This window comes from Nannocystis sp. RBIL2, from assembly GCF_026626745.1.
Taxonomy (GTDB): domain Bacteria; phylum Myxococcota_A; class Polyangia; order Nannocystales; family Nannocystaceae; genus Nannocystis.
On sequence record NZ_JAPNJW010000001.1, the window covers coordinates 5,785,169 to 5,801,167 of the forward strand.

A 15,999-nucleotide genomic window follows, 5' to 3' on the forward strand; every position below is an offset into this window, starting at 1 on the left:
TCTGAAGTGAGTTCATCCGGGGCCGTCAGCGGTTTTGCGCAACTCCCGCCGATCGGCGCAGGACCCGAGTTCGCCGACTTTTTGGAGAGCACACATGTAGGACATACACTCGCGCTCACTTACCACCCCGCGCCAGAGAACGGAGCCACCCATGGAAACCCAGCAGATCGAGAAGCGTCCCCTGCGCCTGCCCCCCCTCCCGCGCCCCGGCAAGCCTCTCTACGAGCGGCGCCGCAACCGCTTCCAGGACACCAGGTCGGCGCTGATCGCGGCGTTCGACGGCGCGGTGAACCGCGGCGAGCTCGACCTCGTGATCATCGCCGACGAGAGCGGCTTCGTCGTCTCCCAGAGCACGACCGATCTCGACCTGACCATGCTCGCCGCCGTCGCCCCGCTCGTCGGTCGCGGCCGCGCGCGCGCCACCGTCAAGCGCGACGGCCAGGAGCGCGGCCTCAGCGTCAAGACGATCGAGGTCCTCGGCGAGACCCTCTACGTCGCCTGCCTCGGCGGCAAGTTCGGCTCGCGCGAGCGCGAGCTGGCCACCAGCGCCAGCGCCGCCAAGCGCATCCTCCTCAGCTAGCCGGGCGGCCGGGTGGCCTCCACCCCTCGCTCGCGCCCGCGTGCTCGCGCCCCGCGATCGGCGGCCGGCGCGAGGGGTTGAACCGCGGAATCGACTTCCCCTTAGTACATGTCTCTTACAACAGGGCCGAAAGACCCTGTCCTCTTGGACTAGTCCGCTTCACTTACAGGGCCGCGAGCGCCGCGCGCAGCGCGGCCTCCGGTTGCGTCGCCATGTCGGCGACCGCGACGTCCGGCTCGACGCCGACTCCGTCGATCAGGCGATCCTTCGGCGAGAAGTAGCGCGCGATCGTCAGCGTCAGCACCGAGCCGTCGTCGAGGCCGATGACGTCCTGCACCGTGCCCTTGCCGTAGCTGCGCTCGCCGATCACCTTCGCGCGCCCGTGATCCTGCAGCGCGATCGCCAGCAGCTCCGAGGCCGAGGCCGAGCGGTGATCTTGCAGCACCACGACCTTCGTCGCGTCGTCGGTGGCCGCCTGCGTCGCTCGCTCTTCGCGGAGGATCTGCCCGCCGCGCCCGCGCGTCCGCACGAGCACGCCCTCGCCGACGAACGTGTCGGCGATCAGCACCGCCTCGCCGACGTCGCCGCCAGGATTGCCGCGCACGTCGAGCACCACGCCGCCGAGGCCCGCGGCACCGGCGGAGCGGCGCAGTTCCTTCAAGGAGTTGCGCACGCTGTCGGCCACGCCGGCACGAAACGCACGGATCCGCACGTGGGCGAACTTGCGGCCAACGTGCTCGACGAGCGCGCCGCTGACGACCGGGAGCGACTGACCCGAGAGCACCAGGCGTTGCGCGGTGGGGCCGGGATCGTTGCGTCGCTGCACGGTGAGATCGATGGTCTCACCGTCGCCGCCGAGCAGCAGCACGTCGACCTCGGCGCGCGACAGCATGAAGGCGACGTCCTGATCACGAATTTTCAAGATGGAGTCGCCGGGCTGAAGACCGACCTTCTCGGCCGGTGAGCCGGGCAGCACCGCCGACACCTCGAGCCGCGCCGGTTTGCGCGAGCCGGCCTCGGCGCGCTGGAACTCGACGATCATCCCGGTCGTGCCGCCACGGCTGCGCTGCTTGAGCAGCGTCCGCTCGTCGGCGGTGAGATAGTGACTGTGACGATCGAGGCCGCTGACGATCCGCTTCAGCGACTCTGCCAGTACACGGCTCGGCTCGACCGGGTCGACATAGCGATCGAGGACGGTGCGGAGCGCCTTGCCGTAGGCGTCGGTGCCGAGGTTGTTGCCTGCCTGCGCGTCGGGGAGCCCCGACTGCACGCACCACATCGCCGCAGCGCCGAGCGAGAAGGCCAGAAGCGAGCGCCAGCGAGACACGGGGTTCATCGTGGCGGAAAGACGCGCGAGGGTCCAGGTTGGTTCCCGACCTCGCGCGCGGCTGCACGTGTCATGCGGCGTGCGGCAGGGCCGCCGGAGCGGTGACGGGCGCTGCGGGCTCGCGCGTCAGGGGTTCGGCCGCGCGGCGCTGCTCCAGCAAGTCGTGGAGGAGCGGGCGGGTGGTAGCAGCATCGACGAATACGCGGGTAAAGAGGGCTGGGCGAGAACGGAGGCGCATGGTGCCGACCGTCTTGCACGTCGCGGGCCAGCGGGATGTCGAGGAGCTACGGGGACGGGAGGACAACCGGGAGCAGGGGACCCAAGAAAAAATGGCAACGGCGCTTGGCTACCGTTGCCAACTTGCGACGCGGCCCGCGGCCTGGACCGACCGGCCGTTCGGGCCTTGTGGGACTCAACCGCCTTCGAGCGTACGAGCGACCTTGACGAGGTCGCGGATCTGTTTGGGCGACAACTGGGCGGCGACCGCGTGGAGCTCGTCGAGAAGCTCGCCCTTGGGACCGCTCTTCGCCTTGGTCTTGGGGAGCAGGTCGGTCGGCTCGCAGCCGAACGCCTGGGCGAGGAGCAGGAGCGACTCGATACGCGGAGCCTTGTAGCCGAGCTCGAGCTTGTTGACCGTGGTGACCGTCAGACCTGTCTGTTTGGCCAGCTCTTCGATCGTCAGGTGCGGCCGCCAGCCGGTCTCGCCCTCACGCTTGCGGCGGGTCTTGGGCGGCGGAGTCGCGGTGCGCCACAGCCTGATCCGTCGTCCGATTTCCTGTGCAACTTCGTTCATCTTGAGCTCCTCGGTCGGATGTCCCGAGCCCCATCATGACACAAGTTACTTGGTGCTTCGAACCGTCCTCCGTTGCGGATGCTCACACGGGCATGTCCCATGGGACTTGTCCTTCGGGGCTTGTTGGCCCCCGCCTAGAACACCCCACGTAGGCCTAGAGAGGGCAAAATGTATCTTAAGCCACGCGAGCCGCAAGCCGCATCGCTGACGATCGAACCTGCTCCCGATGATGCGGCGTCCGAATTTCCTTGGAGTACGCACGCGATCACTTCGCTCGAATACGTGGAGTTGAGCAGGTCTGCGACGAAGTGCAGGCTCCACGCGCGGAAGCGCCAGGTTCGTTCGGCGCGCAGGTCGAGCTGGAAGTAAGCGGGCAAGCGACGGTTGTTGCGGTTGTACAGGAGCGCCTCAGAAGCCGTCTGATCGCCGATTTGGACGGTGTACGGGCGACCTGAATGAAAGTGCAGGCGACCGCCGAAGCTCCAGCGATCGCTGATGCGATAGCCGAGCACGACGTTGACGATGTGACGCTGATCCCAGTTCGAAGCGGCGCGTCCGCCGTACTCGTACTCGCGGGTCGAGCGCGACAGCGTGTACGCGGCCCACCCGTACGCGCGCTGACCGGGCAGCAGGCGCGCCATCGTCTCGAGCCCGTACGACCAGCCCTTGGCCGAGATCACGAGGTCGTCGATCTCCTGCAGCTTGCCCGACGACAGCGACGCGAGGTCGTAGTCCTGCAGGTTCGTCAGCCGGCCGAGGTACACGTCCTGCGTGATCGCCAGCTTGTTGCCGAGCACCAGCTCGTAGCCGACGCTGCCCTGGATGTTGCGCTGCAGGCCGCGCTCGAAGCCGAAGCTCTCGAGCCCCGGCAGCGGGACCGGGAAGCTCGGCGGCTGGTGATACACGCCGACGTTCTGCCGCAGCGTCCAGCGCTCGCCGACCTTCTCGCGCACGAGGATCCGCGGGTCGATGCCGAACGCGTGCGTGACGGTGCGCGCCTGCGGCAGCACCGGCGAGTGGCCGACCTGGGCGTAGAGGTCGGCGCGCACGCCGGGGCGGATGTCGAACCGGCCCTTGCGCCACAGCAGCTCGGCGTACATCCCGGTGGCCGAGACCACGCGGTCGCTGAACAGCTGCGTCAGGCTCTCGAGCTTCCACCCCTCGCTCGCCGTCGCCGCAGTCGCGCCACGGAAGATCTGCACCTCCTGATCGATGCCGGCCCCGAACTCCGCGTTGCCGCTCTCGCCGACCGGCACGCGCACGTCGACGCGCGGCGCGACGAGCCACTCGTTGCTGCGCGTGCGCGACAGGCCGGTGCGATCGAGGCCGAGACCGAGGCTGTAGGTCGCTACGCCGCCGCGCGGCAGCTCGTGGCGGATCTTCTGCACCAGCCGGTAGAACTCGAAGCGCACGAACGGGGTCGGGTTCGACTTCTCGCCCAGCTCGTCGAAGCTGCCGAGCGCGAACGCGGTGTAAGTCGCGCGCTTGCCGAGCGCGTGGTCGAAGCGCGCCTGATAGTCCCAGAAGCGCAGCTTGAGGTTGGCCTGCACCAGCGTCAGCACGCCGGCGGTGTAGCTGTAGCGGCCCGCGAACGTCAGCGAGCCCCGCGCCGGCCCGCGCCGGCACTCCTCGCGCTTGACTCGACCTGTCTTTTTAGACCTGACCTTTTTTCGCTGTTCCGCGAGACATGCCCGATCGTACTTGTAGTTGAGCGGGATCTCGACGAGGCCGCCGGCGTCGGTGAGTCGGACGTCGAACTCGCCGTAGGCGCGGTCGCGTCGGGCCGCGCGCGTGCGACCCTCGATGATGCCGCTGGCGTAGCGTCCGAGCCGCACCGGGGCCCCGCTGGCGTAGAAGTCGACCTGGTCGATGAAGTAGGGGTGGATGACCGACGGCCCGAGCGCGACGTGGAACAGGATCGGCACGCGCACGCCGTCGAGGTAGTAGCCGGTGTTGCCGGGCGCCGCGCCGCGGACCACCACGTACGGCAGGAAGCCCGCGAGCTGCGACACCCCGGGCAAGCTGCCGACCACTCGGAACGGATCGCCGAAGGTCCCCGGGATCGCGCGGATCTCCTCGTCGCGCAGCGTCGTGCTCGACACCGCGACCTCGCGCTGCTGCCGGACCACCGTGCGGAACTTGTTGCCCGCGACGTCGGGCGCGAGGCGGTACTCGTAGACCAGATCCTGGCGGTCCTCCAGCTTGATACTTACGGACAGGTCCTGAAAGCCAGCCGCGCGGATCAGCAGCTTGTGCTCCCCGGGCGGCAGCCACAGCTCGAAGTGGCCGGTCTTGTCGGTCTCGGCCGAGTTCTCGTCGCCGAGCAGGCGCGCGCCGGCGACCGGATCGCGGCTGCCGTAGACCATCACGCGTCCGCGCAGCCGCGCTCGTCCGAGCGGGCTCGCCGGGGTCGTGGGCGTCGCAGCGGTCGTTTCGCTCGCGGCCGGCCCGGTCGACGCGCTCGTCGGCGCTGACGTCAGCGCGAGCGCGAGGAGGAGGGCGAGCACCACGCGGCCAGGATATCGAAGGTCCGCCGCGTCGAGGTCGCGAATGCGCGCAAGCCGGCGGCGCCGGGGCCACTGGCAGCGAACGCCACAGACATGTCTCTTAAAACATGTCGGGGTCGCTCACTGCTCGCCGCGACGGAGCGCCGCTTGGCGAGTGCCGGGCAGGCGAGCGTCATCCGCGCTCGACGGTCCGCGGTTCGGCGAGGAGGCCCGCTCCCGGGCAACGGGCGGCTCGGGCGGCGGAGCGGAGCGGACCGCGGCTTGCGACGGCCGGGGCGGCGACCGGCGGCGCTCGCCTGTGGGCTCCTTCGTGTTCGTCGCGCGCGTGGGCGCCTCGACGTACTCGCCGAAGATCCGCTGCTTCATGTCCTCGAGCATCGGCGAGATCCGCCCTCGCGTCCCGTCGAGCAACTCCTTCGCCTGCGGCGTCTCGCCGATCCGGTCGACGTGCTCCGAGAGCGTGTAGGCGCCGAGCTTGACCGTGCAGCTCGCCCACAGGATCGCCACCAGGAACACGAGGCTGAGCAAGGTGCGCATGAAGCCGGGCGCGCGGCGGGCCCGAGGCGCGCGCGCGCGATCTTCGAGCCCGCGCGCTCTCGAGGCAAATTTTCGGCCGGTGGTGCCTCGCGCCTACGAGCCGCGCAGGCCGCCGTACGGTCACTTCTCGGCCGAGCTGTCGCGGCCGAGCTCACTGGCGACCTTGGCGGCCTCCTGGATCGTGCGCGCCAGGACGGAGCGGATCCGGCCGTCCTCCATGGTCAGGATGCCGGCGATCGTGCAGCCGGCGGGGGTAGTGACCTGGTCCTTCAGGGCTGCCGGGTGGAAGCCGGTCGACAGCACCATGCGCGCCGCGCCCTGGAACACCTGCGCCGCCATCTGCAGCGCCACCGGGCGGGGCAGGCCCATCATCACGCCGCCGTCGGCCATCGCCTCGATCATCACGTAGACGAACGCCGGGCCGCTGGCGCCGAGGCTGGTCACCGCGTCCATCAGCTTGTCCTCGACCTCGAGGCACAGGCCCACCGTGTCGAACAACTTCTTCGCCAGCGCGACCTCGGCGTCGCCGGCTCGCTGGCCGCGCGCGAGCACCGTCATTCCCTGTCCGATGAGACATGGCGTATTGGGCATGGCCCGAATGACAGGGCTTTCGGGCAACCAGCCTTGCAGCTGCGCGAGCGTGACGCCGGCGGCGATGCTGATGACCGGCTTGTCGACCAGCGCCGCGCGCACGCCCTCCTCGTGGAGCACCTTGCTGACGCGCTGAGGCTTGACCGCGATCAGCACCGCGTCGGCCTCGGCGATGGCCTGGAGGTTGTCGGTGGCGATCCGGACGCCGTGGCGCTGGCGGACGGCCTCGGCGGCCTCGTGCCGGCGCGTGGTCGCGACGATCTGGGTCGGCGCGAGCAGCCCCGCGCGCAGCAGGCCGGCGACGATCGCCTCACCCATGGTCCCGCAACCGATGATCGCCAGAGTGCGCCCTGCCATCAGCATGGCGGGCGCTTACCACAGGCCGCGGGCTCGCGCCTCAAAACGGGCGAGCGGGCTGGTACACCCACGACACTGCGACGGGCTCGCGATCGACGGCCTCGCCCGGCTCGTGGCTCGGCGCGGCATCGTCGGCCCAGGGATCGACGTCGTCGTCGACCGCGACCTCGGCCGACTCGAGCGGGGCCGCGGCCTCCATGGGCGCGGAGATCGCCGCGGTGAATTCCTTCGGGATGTCGAACCCGCGAGGCGGCCAAGCGCCGCGGCCGATCGCGGCGATCTCCGTCAACAGGCTGCCGCCGGCGATCGCCTCCTCGAGCCGCCGCCTGAGCGCCTGCACGGCCGGGAAGTAGTCCTTGCGCGAATAGCGCTGGTTGAGCACGCAGAATTCCTCGTTTTTCAGGCCGACGCAGGCGAAGCACTGAGTGCAGCCGGTGCAGTCGACGCAGAGCACGAGGTACTGCGAATCCTCACAACCTTCACAGAATTCGAGGTGGCCCGAACGGACGCACGAGCGGCTCATGCGCGAGCGGGTGCAGGCGCGGCAGTCGTGGCACAGCTCGCAGTTGCTGCAGTCGTTGCAGCGGACGCACTGGACGCAGAAGCGGCAGCGGTTGCAATCGAGGCAGCCGTCGCAACGGAGGTTGCCTTCGCCGGAGCGGCTCGGTGCCATCCCGGCGCGGTGGGCGTCGAGGAGCCCGCGGAACTGGACCAGCAGCTCGTCGAGGGTCGGATGCACGGCCTACGAGGGTGCCACGGATCGCGGCGTGACCCAAAGTAGAGGGCCGTGTATGCTCCGCGCGCGCCTATGGCCTCCAGCCGCCTCCTGATCGTCGTTGCGCTGCTCGCGCAAGTCGTCGCGCTCGGCGCCTGTCAGCGAAAGATCGGCAGCGCGTGCCGGGTGAGCACCGACTGCAGCTTTCGCGGCGAGCGAATCTGCGACCTCTCGTACCTCATCGACAGCAACGGCAACCCCGACTCCAACGGCAAGGGCGAATGCACCATCGAGGGCTGCACACCCGGCTCGTGCCCAAAAGAAGGCGCCTGCATTCAGGTCTTCAACACGGAGTTCCTGAGCGTCGCGTGCGATCCCGACTGTGAAGATCGCCGCCCCGTCGGCCCGGACGACAAGCTGTCGCCCGACGACCCGCAGTACAAGTGCCGCGAGCTCGACGACCCGACGATCTACAACCGCTGCACCGACCAGGAGCTGTGCCTGCCCGAAGGCCTGTGCGCCGACCTCCTGAGCGCGCGGATCTCCTGCCGCAAGGAGTGCAACAGCGACCGCGGCTGCCGCGACGGCTACGAGTGCCGCGAGACCGGCAGCAACGGCGTCTACGTCGCCTTCTCGCCGACCAACCCCGAGTCGCTGCCGATCGAGAAGATCTGCATGCCCGTCGAGCCCAAGGCCGGCGAGTAATCTTTTAAAAACGTCGCTGCCGATCGAGAAGATCGGCCTGGCCGTCGAGCCCGCGGCGAGCGAGTCGTTTGAAACGCTGCCGCTCGAGGAGAGCGGCGTGCTTTTTAGGCTGTCCTGAAGGACATGCTCAGTCACGGCATCGAGGAGGATCGTCGGGCCGCACGGCTGCATCCCTCCTGCTGTCCAGCCGGCTGACAGGGCGTCCCGCCGGCGGGCCACCTGAATTCGGGGCCATGCTCCCAAGCGCTTGAAATGCTTCGATCTCAGTCGCGGCGTCCGGCTTGCTCAAGGTCCTGCGTCGGCGCAATGCCGAACGGAGACACCATGTTCAAGCAGATCCGCAACTTCCTGTCCCTGTCCGCACTCACCGCCACGCTGTTGGCCGCCACGCCGGCCTTCGCGGCGCCCACGCTCGAGGGCCAGGTCAACCTCAACACCGCCACCGTCGAGCAGCTCGAGCTGTTGCCGGGCATCGGCCCGGCGATGGCCAAGAAGATCGTCGACTACCGGGCCAGCAAGCCGTTCCAGGAGACCAACCACCTCGTCCGGATCAAGGGCATCGGGCCCAAGACCTACGCCAAGCTCAAGCAGTACCTCGTGCTCAAGGGCGAGACCAACCTGCGCGAGGTCCCGAAGGACGAGCTGGCGACCAAGCCCTGAAGCCTGCGCGCTCCGACTAGTCGGGGCACGGGCACGGGCGCGACGGGCGAGGGATACTCTGTGGCCCCGCTCATCGCGACGGTCTGCACTCCTCCATGCGATGACGCTCGTCGCGTCCGTGCCCGTGCCCCGGCTGGTTCGACGTCCTGTCCACATCGACATGTCCTGAAAGTCAGAATCATTCGCTCGGTTCGCCTCGGCGAACCCTCGCTTCCTCTCGCCTCGGGAGACCGCGACCGGCGCGCAGCGCTCGGCGAGCGTCCCTCCTTCACCTCGCACCGACGACAAGAAGGCGCCGGTTCGCGGTCCTCCGAGCTCTTCGCCTGACTCCGAGCGCATCCGTCTCGCGGCTCACGTCGCTCTCGCGCAACAGCTCGACACGGCTCGCTCCCCTCGGCCTTTCGCAAGCGCACCGACTCGCACCCACTTCCCGAACCCCTCACTCGCACGGGGCTTCTCGGCACCCGCTACCAAACTCCCTCCCACCTTGCGCTCGCGCGACCATCTCACTCGCACGCGGCTTCTCGTTATCCGCATCCAATCCTCCGCGCTTGCCCACGCCCCGACGTCTCACTCGCACGCGGCGTCACAACACTCGCGCCCCATCACCGTGCCTACCTGCAACCCGTCCCCGAGGTTCTCTCGCCCTCGGCATCTCGACAAGCACGCCCACTCGCCCTCGCCCACCTGCAATCCTCCCCGACAATCTCATTCGCCCACCGCTCCTCGGCGACCGCGTCCGATCGCCTTGCAAGGCCGCGCCCGCGAGTTCCGCTCCTTCGCCGGGCTCGCGCGGCTCCTGGCGGCCGCGTGCATGTCGTGCCGGGACGGGTTAAGGTTCCGGGGCGTGCGTTCGCGTCTCCTCGCTCCCGTCTTCGCCGCGCTTCTCGCCGCTGCCGCGGCAGGGTGCCGTCCGCCCGAGATCCTCCCGCCCTACGCGACCGGTCAGGCGCCCAAACCCGACGCCTTGCTGGGCGCAGCGGCGCCGAAGATCTCCGCTTTGCAGGTCCCTGTCGCCAAGATCCGGATCGGTCGCGCCCCGAGCGGGAATTTGATGTTCCTGGCCCAAAAGCCAGGCCGCTTCTCCGGGCAGATCCAGATCGCCGGTCACGAGTTCGTGTCCCTCGCCTTCAACGAGCGCGGCTACACCCTGCGCAACGTCGCCGCCGACAACCTGCCGACTGGCTTCTTCGCCGGGCCGCCGGCCGACTGCGCGATCCAGCGGCTGCTCGGGGTGCCGTTCGCCGCGCGCGAGCTGGTCTCGCTGGTGCTCGGCGGAGCGCCGGTGCTCGCTCCGCCCTACGAGGTCGTGGCGCAGTCCTGGGATCCCCGCCACGGTCACGAGGTCCTGCGCCTGCGCGCCCCCGGCTACGAACAGGAGCTGCGCTTTGCCTTCGTCGACGGCGTGTGGTGGCCCGCCGGCGGCACTTTGTGGCAACGCCGGTCCGACGGCGAGCTCGCGCGCATGTGGTCGCTCCTGCACGAGGATCTGCACCCGGTCGACGGCACGGTGTTGCCGCGTCGCACCCGCTTGGCCGGCCCCAGCACGCGCCGACAGGACCTCGTCATCATCAGGTACGGCGCCCAGACCGTCGATCCCGCGCTCGGGGGCAGCTCTGTTGCCGCGGGTGACGACGACGCCGGCTGGGAGGACGAGGACACGGCCAGCCCTCCGTCGGACGGCGAGGGTGACGATGGCGACGCGAACCCGCCACCTGTCCCTGCGGACACACCCGCCGCGACCTCGCCCGCCGAGGCAGCCATTCCTCCGCAGTTCACGCTCGACGGCGCCGGTCTCGCTCCGCGCGGCGAACTCTGTCGCTGAAGGACGGCGAGGGCGACGCGAGTCCACCACCTGTCCCCGGGGACATACCCGCCGTGATCCCGCCCGCACCCGCCGAGGCGGCCATTCCTCCGTGCTTCACGCTCTGCGCCGCCGGCCTCGCTCCGGCGCGACGAACTCTGCCGCTGAATCCGAGCACGCACGACATCGCGAACGGCGAAGGTTCGACCTACCCGTCGCATTCCGCATGAGCTGCGGAAGGTGTCGCCAGTAGCATGTCCCGAAGGACATGCCTCAATGCTCATGCCCCACAGGACATGCTCCTAGGAGCATGTCCTGCAGCTCCGTCACTTCGAGCCGAAGAAGTACTGGAGGCTGCCGCCGAAGTAGAAGCCGGTGTTCCAGCCGCCGGTGAGGTTGATGCCGAACGTGTCCTTGATGAGGAAGCGGGCGGTGAGCAGCAGGTTGACGATTGGGATGACCGGCAGGTTGATGCCCTTCGCGCGGCCGAGCACGTTGAGGTCGGCCTCGTTGCAGCCGTCCTTGTTGCACTTGGCGAAGCGGCCCGGGTTCCCGCCGGGCTGATCGTCGAGCTGCAGGCTCCCCGCGGCCGGCGGCGGCGCGCCCGGGTTGTCGGGGTCGGGGGACCAGTGCGGCGTGCACTTGGTGAAGTCGGAGTAGTCGGAGACCGAGTTGCAGGTCGCCTGCGGGTTGCCGTCGGTCGAGCCGGTGGCCGGGCTGCCGAGCGGCGTCTGCCACAGGCCCTTGCCGGTGATGATGCCGAGGCCGAGGCCGCCGCCGCCGCCGAGCTGGAACGCGAAGTCGGGCGTCTCGACGACCGTCCCGCGGCCGATGAAGTCGACCTGCAGGGCGACGAAGCTGAAGTTGACCTGCGTGTAGTCGGCGGCCCCGAGGTTCGGGTTGCCCATCGCATCGCGCTCGCTGTCGTCGAGCCACAGGCCGTCGGGCGCCTTGAGGCGGTGGTAGGCGACGGCCGGGACGATGTCGAAGTTCTTGGAGAAGCGGTAGATGTACTCGCCGCCGATGTAGAAGTTGCAGCCGTCGACGCGGCTCAGGCCTGCGCCGAACTTGCCGCCCGGGACCGAGTCACCGCGGCACAGCGCGTTCGTCAGGCTCTGCACGTAGCCGCGGACCGCCCAGGTCGGGATGATCGAGATGCCGCCGCGGATACCGAAGCCGTGCCGCGTCCACTTCGGCTTCTCCGGCTCGGGCGGCGGCGGCTCCGGCTCCGGCGTCGGCTCCGGCTTCACCTCGGGCGCCGGCTCCGGCTGCGGCGTCTCCTCGAGCTCCGTGCTCTTCGGCGCCTTCGAGCTGGTCGGCTGCCACTGATCGCCCGCAGGCTGCGTCGTCGTCGTCGTCTCTTGCGTGGTCGTCGTCGTCGTCGTCGTCGTCGTCGTCGCGGGCTGCGTCGCTGCCGCTTGCGCCCACACCGAGCTCGCGCGCGCATAGGGGTTTGCGAGGGCGAGCTGGGGCGTCAACACAAAAACACAAGCGACAGCAAGAGCAGAGCGACGCATGACCTCTACTATACGCAGATCGCGTCGCGCGCGGCAAAACTGCTGCCGTCTTCAAGCCCCAACCCAAGCGCGATTTCGCACACTCTCCAGCGCGCTCTTCACGCTCGTCGGCAAACCGGCAAATCGCAGTTCTCGATCTCGCCTGACCCCGGCGACATGGCCTTTGCGCCCGGCGGCTCGCCGGCCAGCGACGCGTCAGCGCGACAGGACCGCGCGCGCCTGCTCGTCCGGTTCGTCGAGGAACTCGCGGACGGCGGCATAGAACGGCTGCGCGATGACCAGCGAAGAATGACCGCCCGGTAACACGACGTAGTCGTGCTCGCGGTCGACGCCCTCGATCGGCCCGGGATCGGGGCACAGCGCGTCGGCGTCGGCGTGGATCTGCCGCAGCCGCACGCCCGCCGGCAGCGGAGCGGCGCGCAGCTCCTTGATGAACCGGCTGCCCGGTCGGACCTGCCACACCGAGGCGCTGACGAGCCCGACGGTGGCCACGCCCGCGAGCGACATCCACGTCCCGCCGAGCGGCGTGCCCATCAACGCCAACCGCCGCACGTGCCGGTGCGCCTGCAGGAACTTCACCGCGTGCAGGGCCACGAGCCCGCCCATGCTGAAGCCGACCACGTCGACCCGATCGATCTCGAGGCTCTCCGTCAGCCCGCGCAGCTTGACCGCCAGCTCCTCGGCCGAGCGGCTCAGCGAGCCGAGCTGGAGCATCCCGTGGTGGTAGCTGAACACCACCTTGCCGTCCGACTGCAGCCGCCGGGTCAGCGGCAACATCGTGCCACGCGTGCCGAGGAAGCCGTGCACCAGCACCACCGGCCGGCTGCCGGGTTCGACCCAGGACATGTCTCCGGCGACACGATTGCCGCGCAGGAGGTGACGGGCGTAGCCGAAGCCGTGGCTGATCGTCTCCGTCGCGTGCTGGATCATCCCTCGCTGTCGCTTCGCCACTGCTTCCTACCTTAGCAGCACGAGGGGGCCGGGTCGCAAGACTCGGCGCCGCACGCGGTGGGTCGTACACGTGTCCGGAGGCCCGGGGGTCAGCGCGTGCGATCGGAGCGTGACAGAGCCAGCGCGGGCGTCGGCGACTCGGGCAGCATGCCGCGGAACAGCTCGTCGCGACCGCCGGTCCCGAGCGCGAGGCAGCGGGCGCGTGCCTCGCTGGCCAGGCGCGTGCCGGGGAACGACTGCATCGCCTGCTCGTAGCGCGCGACGGCATGCCGGCGCTCGCCGATCTGCTCGTACGCCTGCCCGAGGTGGAACAGGTAAACCACGCGCGCCGGGTTGTAGCCGAGCGACTCGAGCCCGTGCTCGAGCAGCGCGGCCGCCTCGCGTGCGCGACCCATGCGCGCGAGGCAGAGGCCCTCGAGCGCGTTCCAGGCCTGGGCCACGGTCGGCTGGTAGGCCGGCGGGACGAAGCGGAGGCAGGCGTCGCGGTCGCCGCGGATCCTCGCCAGGCGCTCGGCCGAGGCCGGCTCGGCGAGGCAGGCGATCTCGTGCCGACCGAAGGCCGCGAGCGCGTGCAAGTGCGGCGACAGCTTGGTCGACTGCTCGTCGTAGAGCGCGCCGGCCTCCTCAAGCCGCCACTCCGCCACCAGCAGCCCGCCGAGCTGCGCGCGTGCCAGCCACTGGCGCTCCACGCTCACCGCCTCGCCCGCGGCCGCCAGCGCGAGCTCGCGCCGCAGGTGTTGCTCGATCTCTCGGTGGCGTCCGGTCGCGATCGCGCGGCGCAGCACCTCCGCCTCGAGCATCGCTCGCCGTCGCCGGTCGCGCCCGACCAGCCACGCGCCGAACGACATGCTGAACACGAGGGCCGCCAACACCGTGACCTCGCCGGAGCAGCCGGGGAGCAGCACGAGGGTCGGCAGGAGGGTCCACGCGTCGCGCACCTCTTCACCATAGCGCGACGCGACCGCCTGGCGTGAGCGTGCGAATTTTTTTGCTCGCCGTGCAAAAGAAGGCCGGCTCGCATCGACCTCAGGGGGACCATGTCGCACGTCCTGCCTGATTTTGCCTCACGACCTCGCCGGTCGGCGCAGCTCTCGGCTCGCGCGCCCGCACTCGCCGCCGGCCCCTCCCTGCTCGCAGTCGTCCCTCCGCCCGCATCGGTGAATGCGCGAGCCCCGGCCGCCCGGGCTGCTCGCGCGCCGAGATCGTCTGCACGCGTCCGCCTGCCCGGCCTCGCGCGACCGCCCGCGGCGCACTCCCTCCGGGCCCGCCTGCCCGCCGCCGGCACCACTGCCCTCGCGTCCGCGCCTGCGCTCGCCCGACGAAACGTGACGACCTCGCAAGCTCCCGCGAGCTCCCCGACAGGCCGCGCGAACCCACGAGCCTCGTCCTCGCCAGCTCCCGCCGCGAGCTCCCCGTCGATCCCGGTGGCGACCAACGGCACGAGTCCACGAACCTCGTCCACACGCACTCGGGTCACGAGCGCCCGATCGACACCGGCGAAGCCACGACCTCCGAGGTCGCCCCGCGCCACGGCGCCCCAGTCACCCGCCGCCGAGTCACCTCCGAGGTCGCCCCTCGCCACCGCGCCCCAGTCACTGACCGCGAAGTTGCGACCGCCGAGGCCGCCCGTCTCCCTCGCCATCGCTCCTGAGTCACCCGCCGAGTCATCACCTCCGAGATCGTCTCTCTCCGCCGCTCCCCAATCACCCGCTGCGAAGGCGCGACCGCCGAGGCCGCCCGTCTCCCTCGCCACCGCTCCTCAATCCCCCGCCGAGTCATCACCTCCGAAGTCGACCCTCACCACCGCTCCCCGATCACTCGCCCCGAAGCCACCACCGCCGAGGCCGCCCGTCTCCCTCGCGACCGCTCCTCAATCCCCCGCCGCGAACTCGCCCCCGCCTGCGCGTCCCTCCGCGCCCGCGGCCGATCTGCGCCCGCCCGCGCCGACCCCGGCCTACCGGACCGGCACGAGGGCCATCATCGCCGCGACGCAGCATCGGTCCGTCACCCGCGACTGCGCAGTGCCGGCGCTCCGGTCCTTGCTGGTCGACCCCGGCGAGTGCGTCCGCCACCCCGGCGCGCTCGCCCGCGAGCTCGCCCCCGGCCTGTGCGAGCTCGTCGCCTGCGCCGTGCCGGACGGCCGGATCGAGATCCCCGACCGCCGCGAGCTCGCGGCCACCGGGCTCGGCCCAGCTGGCCTGTTCCATCGCGCGCGCCTCGGCACCTGCAGCGAGCGCCTCGAGTTCGCGCTCGCCGCTCCCGTTCCGGGTGTCCATGCGTACATGCTCGGAGGGCCAGGTCGGGTCGACACCACCGCCGCGGTGCTCGAGCTCGAGGCGCTGCTCGGACAGCCGCCGGGCCCTGTTGGCACCGTCGTCGCCTTCCCGGCTCGCGGCACCGCCCTGTTCATCGCCCCGGGCGCGCGACGATTGCGGCGCTCGCTGGTCGCCTGGGGCCTGCGACAGTTCTGGTGCGCCGAGCCCGAGGCCGCCCCGCTCAACCTCGGCGACACCCTCCGCTTCATGGCCGGCTGGGCGCGCGACGCCTATCGCACCCTCCCCGGCCCGGTCTCGCCGCTGCTCTACTGGCACCATCAGGGCAAGCTCAGCGTCCTCGGCGACCTCGGCCTCTCGCACCTGCCGAGGGAGCTGGCGCGGCTGGTCCTCGCCAGTACATGAGCCACGGCGCTATTTTCATAACATGGTCGATAGAGCATGTCCCATTCACCATGCCGCGCCCCTTGCACGACATGTTTCATAAACCATGTCCTCTCCGCCATCCGGTGCGACATGGCCACAGGCCGATCCACCCCTCGCCCGTTCGATTCATCGATTCTCCATCCGCCCTCTCTCACTCCCCGGCCCACCAGCGGCGGCCTCCCCGCCGCCCGCATTTGTCCCTGCAGCCGTCTCCGCAGCGCACGCCGCTGCCGCCGCGTCGCGCGCCTGCTACGCT

General features: G+C 70.1%; 15 protein-coding genes. 5 read left to right on the plus strand and 10 right to left on the minus strand.

What is annotated here, in order from left to right:
- The first annotated feature begins 151 nt into the window (after positions 1-151).
- The gene (locus OV090_RS23050) at positions 152-580 is read left to right on the plus strand and encodes a hypothetical protein (RefSeq protein WP_267706313.1); all 429 of its coding nucleotides are present in this window, start codon (positions 152-154) and stop codon (positions 578-580) included.
- Between the two features lie 163 nt (positions 581-743).
- Here the strand turns inward: OV090_RS23050 and OV090_RS23055 are convergent, their stop codons facing one another.
- The 7 genes from OV090_RS23055 to OV090_RS23085 form a co-directional block, all read right to left on the minus strand.
- Positions 744-1,916, minus strand: a complete 1,173-nt coding sequence (locus tag OV090_RS23055; protein ID WP_267706315.1) for a S41 family peptidase — start codon at positions 1,914-1,916, stop codon at positions 744-746.
- 61 nt (positions 1,917-1,977) lie between these two features.
- Positions 1,978-2,145: a hypothetical protein gene (locus OV090_RS23060; protein WP_267706317.1), complete on the minus strand. Its 168-nt coding sequence runs from the start codon at positions 2,143-2,145 to the stop codon at positions 1,978-1,980.
- Between the two features lie 174 nt (positions 2,146-2,319).
- Entirely contained in the window at positions 2,320-2,700 is a 381-nt protein-coding gene (locus OV090_RS23065) for a helix-turn-helix transcriptional regulator (protein WP_096328995.1), read from the minus strand.
- Positions 2,701-2,834: 134 nt separating this feature from the next.
- Positions 2,835-5,210: a TonB-dependent receptor gene (locus OV090_RS23070; RefSeq protein WP_267706319.1), complete on the minus strand. Its 2,376-nt coding sequence runs from the start codon at positions 5,208-5,210 to the stop codon at positions 2,835-2,837.
- Between the two features lie 117 nt (positions 5,211-5,327).
- Entirely contained in the window at positions 5,328-5,744 is a 417-nt protein-coding gene (locus OV090_RS23075; RefSeq protein ID WP_267706321.1) for a hypothetical protein, read from the minus strand.
- A 120-nt stretch (positions 5,745-5,864) separates the two neighbouring features.
- Complete coding sequence (gene proC / locus OV090_RS23080) at positions 5,865-6,698, minus strand: pyrroline-5-carboxylate reductase (RefSeq protein ID WP_267706324.1); 834 nt, start codon at positions 6,696-6,698, stop codon at positions 5,865-5,867.
- A gap of 34 nt (positions 6,699-6,732) precedes the next feature.
- Positions 6,733-7,431 (minus strand): hypothetical protein, encoded by a 699-nt coding sequence (locus OV090_RS23085; protein ID WP_267706326.1) that lies wholly within the window; start codon positions 7,429-7,431, stop codon positions 6,733-6,735.
- 69 nt (positions 7,432-7,500) lie between these two features.
- On the opposite strand from OV090_RS23085, the gene OV090_RS23090 reads away from it, so the two are divergent.
- The 3 genes from OV090_RS23090 to OV090_RS23100 all read left to right on the plus strand — a co-directional run bounded on the left by OV090_RS23090 (position 7,501) and on the right by OV090_RS23100 (position 10,597).
- The gene (locus OV090_RS23090; protein ID WP_267706327.1) at positions 7,501-8,112 is read left to right on the plus strand and encodes a hypothetical protein; all 612 of its coding nucleotides are present in this window, start codon (positions 7,501-7,503) and stop codon (positions 8,110-8,112) included.
- Positions 8,113-8,436: 324 nt separating this feature from the next.
- The gene (locus OV090_RS23095) at positions 8,437-8,772 is read left to right on the plus strand and encodes a helix-hairpin-helix domain-containing protein (RefSeq protein ID WP_267706329.1); all 336 of its coding nucleotides are present in this window, start codon (positions 8,437-8,439) and stop codon (positions 8,770-8,772) included.
- Positions 8,773-9,619: 847 nt separating this feature from the next.
- Complete coding sequence (locus OV090_RS23100; RefSeq protein WP_267706331.1) at positions 9,620-10,597, plus strand: hypothetical protein; 978 nt, start codon at positions 9,620-9,622, stop codon at positions 10,595-10,597.
- A gap of 305 nt (positions 10,598-10,902) precedes the next feature.
- Here the strand turns inward: OV090_RS23100 and OV090_RS23105 are convergent, their stop codons facing one another.
- The 3 genes from OV090_RS23105 to OV090_RS23115 form a co-directional block, all read right to left on the minus strand.
- Positions 10,903-12,054: a hypothetical protein gene (locus OV090_RS23105; protein WP_267706334.1), complete on the minus strand. Its 1,152-nt coding sequence runs from the start codon at positions 12,052-12,054 to the stop codon at positions 10,903-10,905.
- A 234-nt stretch (positions 12,055-12,288) separates the two neighbouring features.
- Complete coding sequence (locus OV090_RS23110; protein ID WP_267706336.1) at positions 12,289-13,044, minus strand: alpha/beta hydrolase; 756 nt, start codon at positions 13,042-13,044, stop codon at positions 12,289-12,291.
- An 89-nt stretch (positions 13,045-13,133) separates the two neighbouring features.
- Complete coding sequence (locus tag OV090_RS23115) at positions 13,134-13,982, minus strand: tetratricopeptide repeat protein (protein ID WP_267706338.1); 849 nt, start codon at positions 13,980-13,982, stop codon at positions 13,134-13,136.
- Positions 13,983-15,065: 1,083 nt separating this feature from the next.
- On the opposite strand from OV090_RS23115, the gene OV090_RS23120 reads away from it, so the two are divergent.
- Positions 15,066-15,722 carry a hypothetical protein gene (locus tag OV090_RS23120; protein ID WP_267706340.1) on the plus strand — a complete coding sequence of 219 codons (657 nt, stop codon included), beginning with the start codon at positions 15,066-15,068 and terminating at the stop codon, positions 15,720-15,722.
- Positions 15,723-15,999 lie beyond the last annotated feature (277 nt).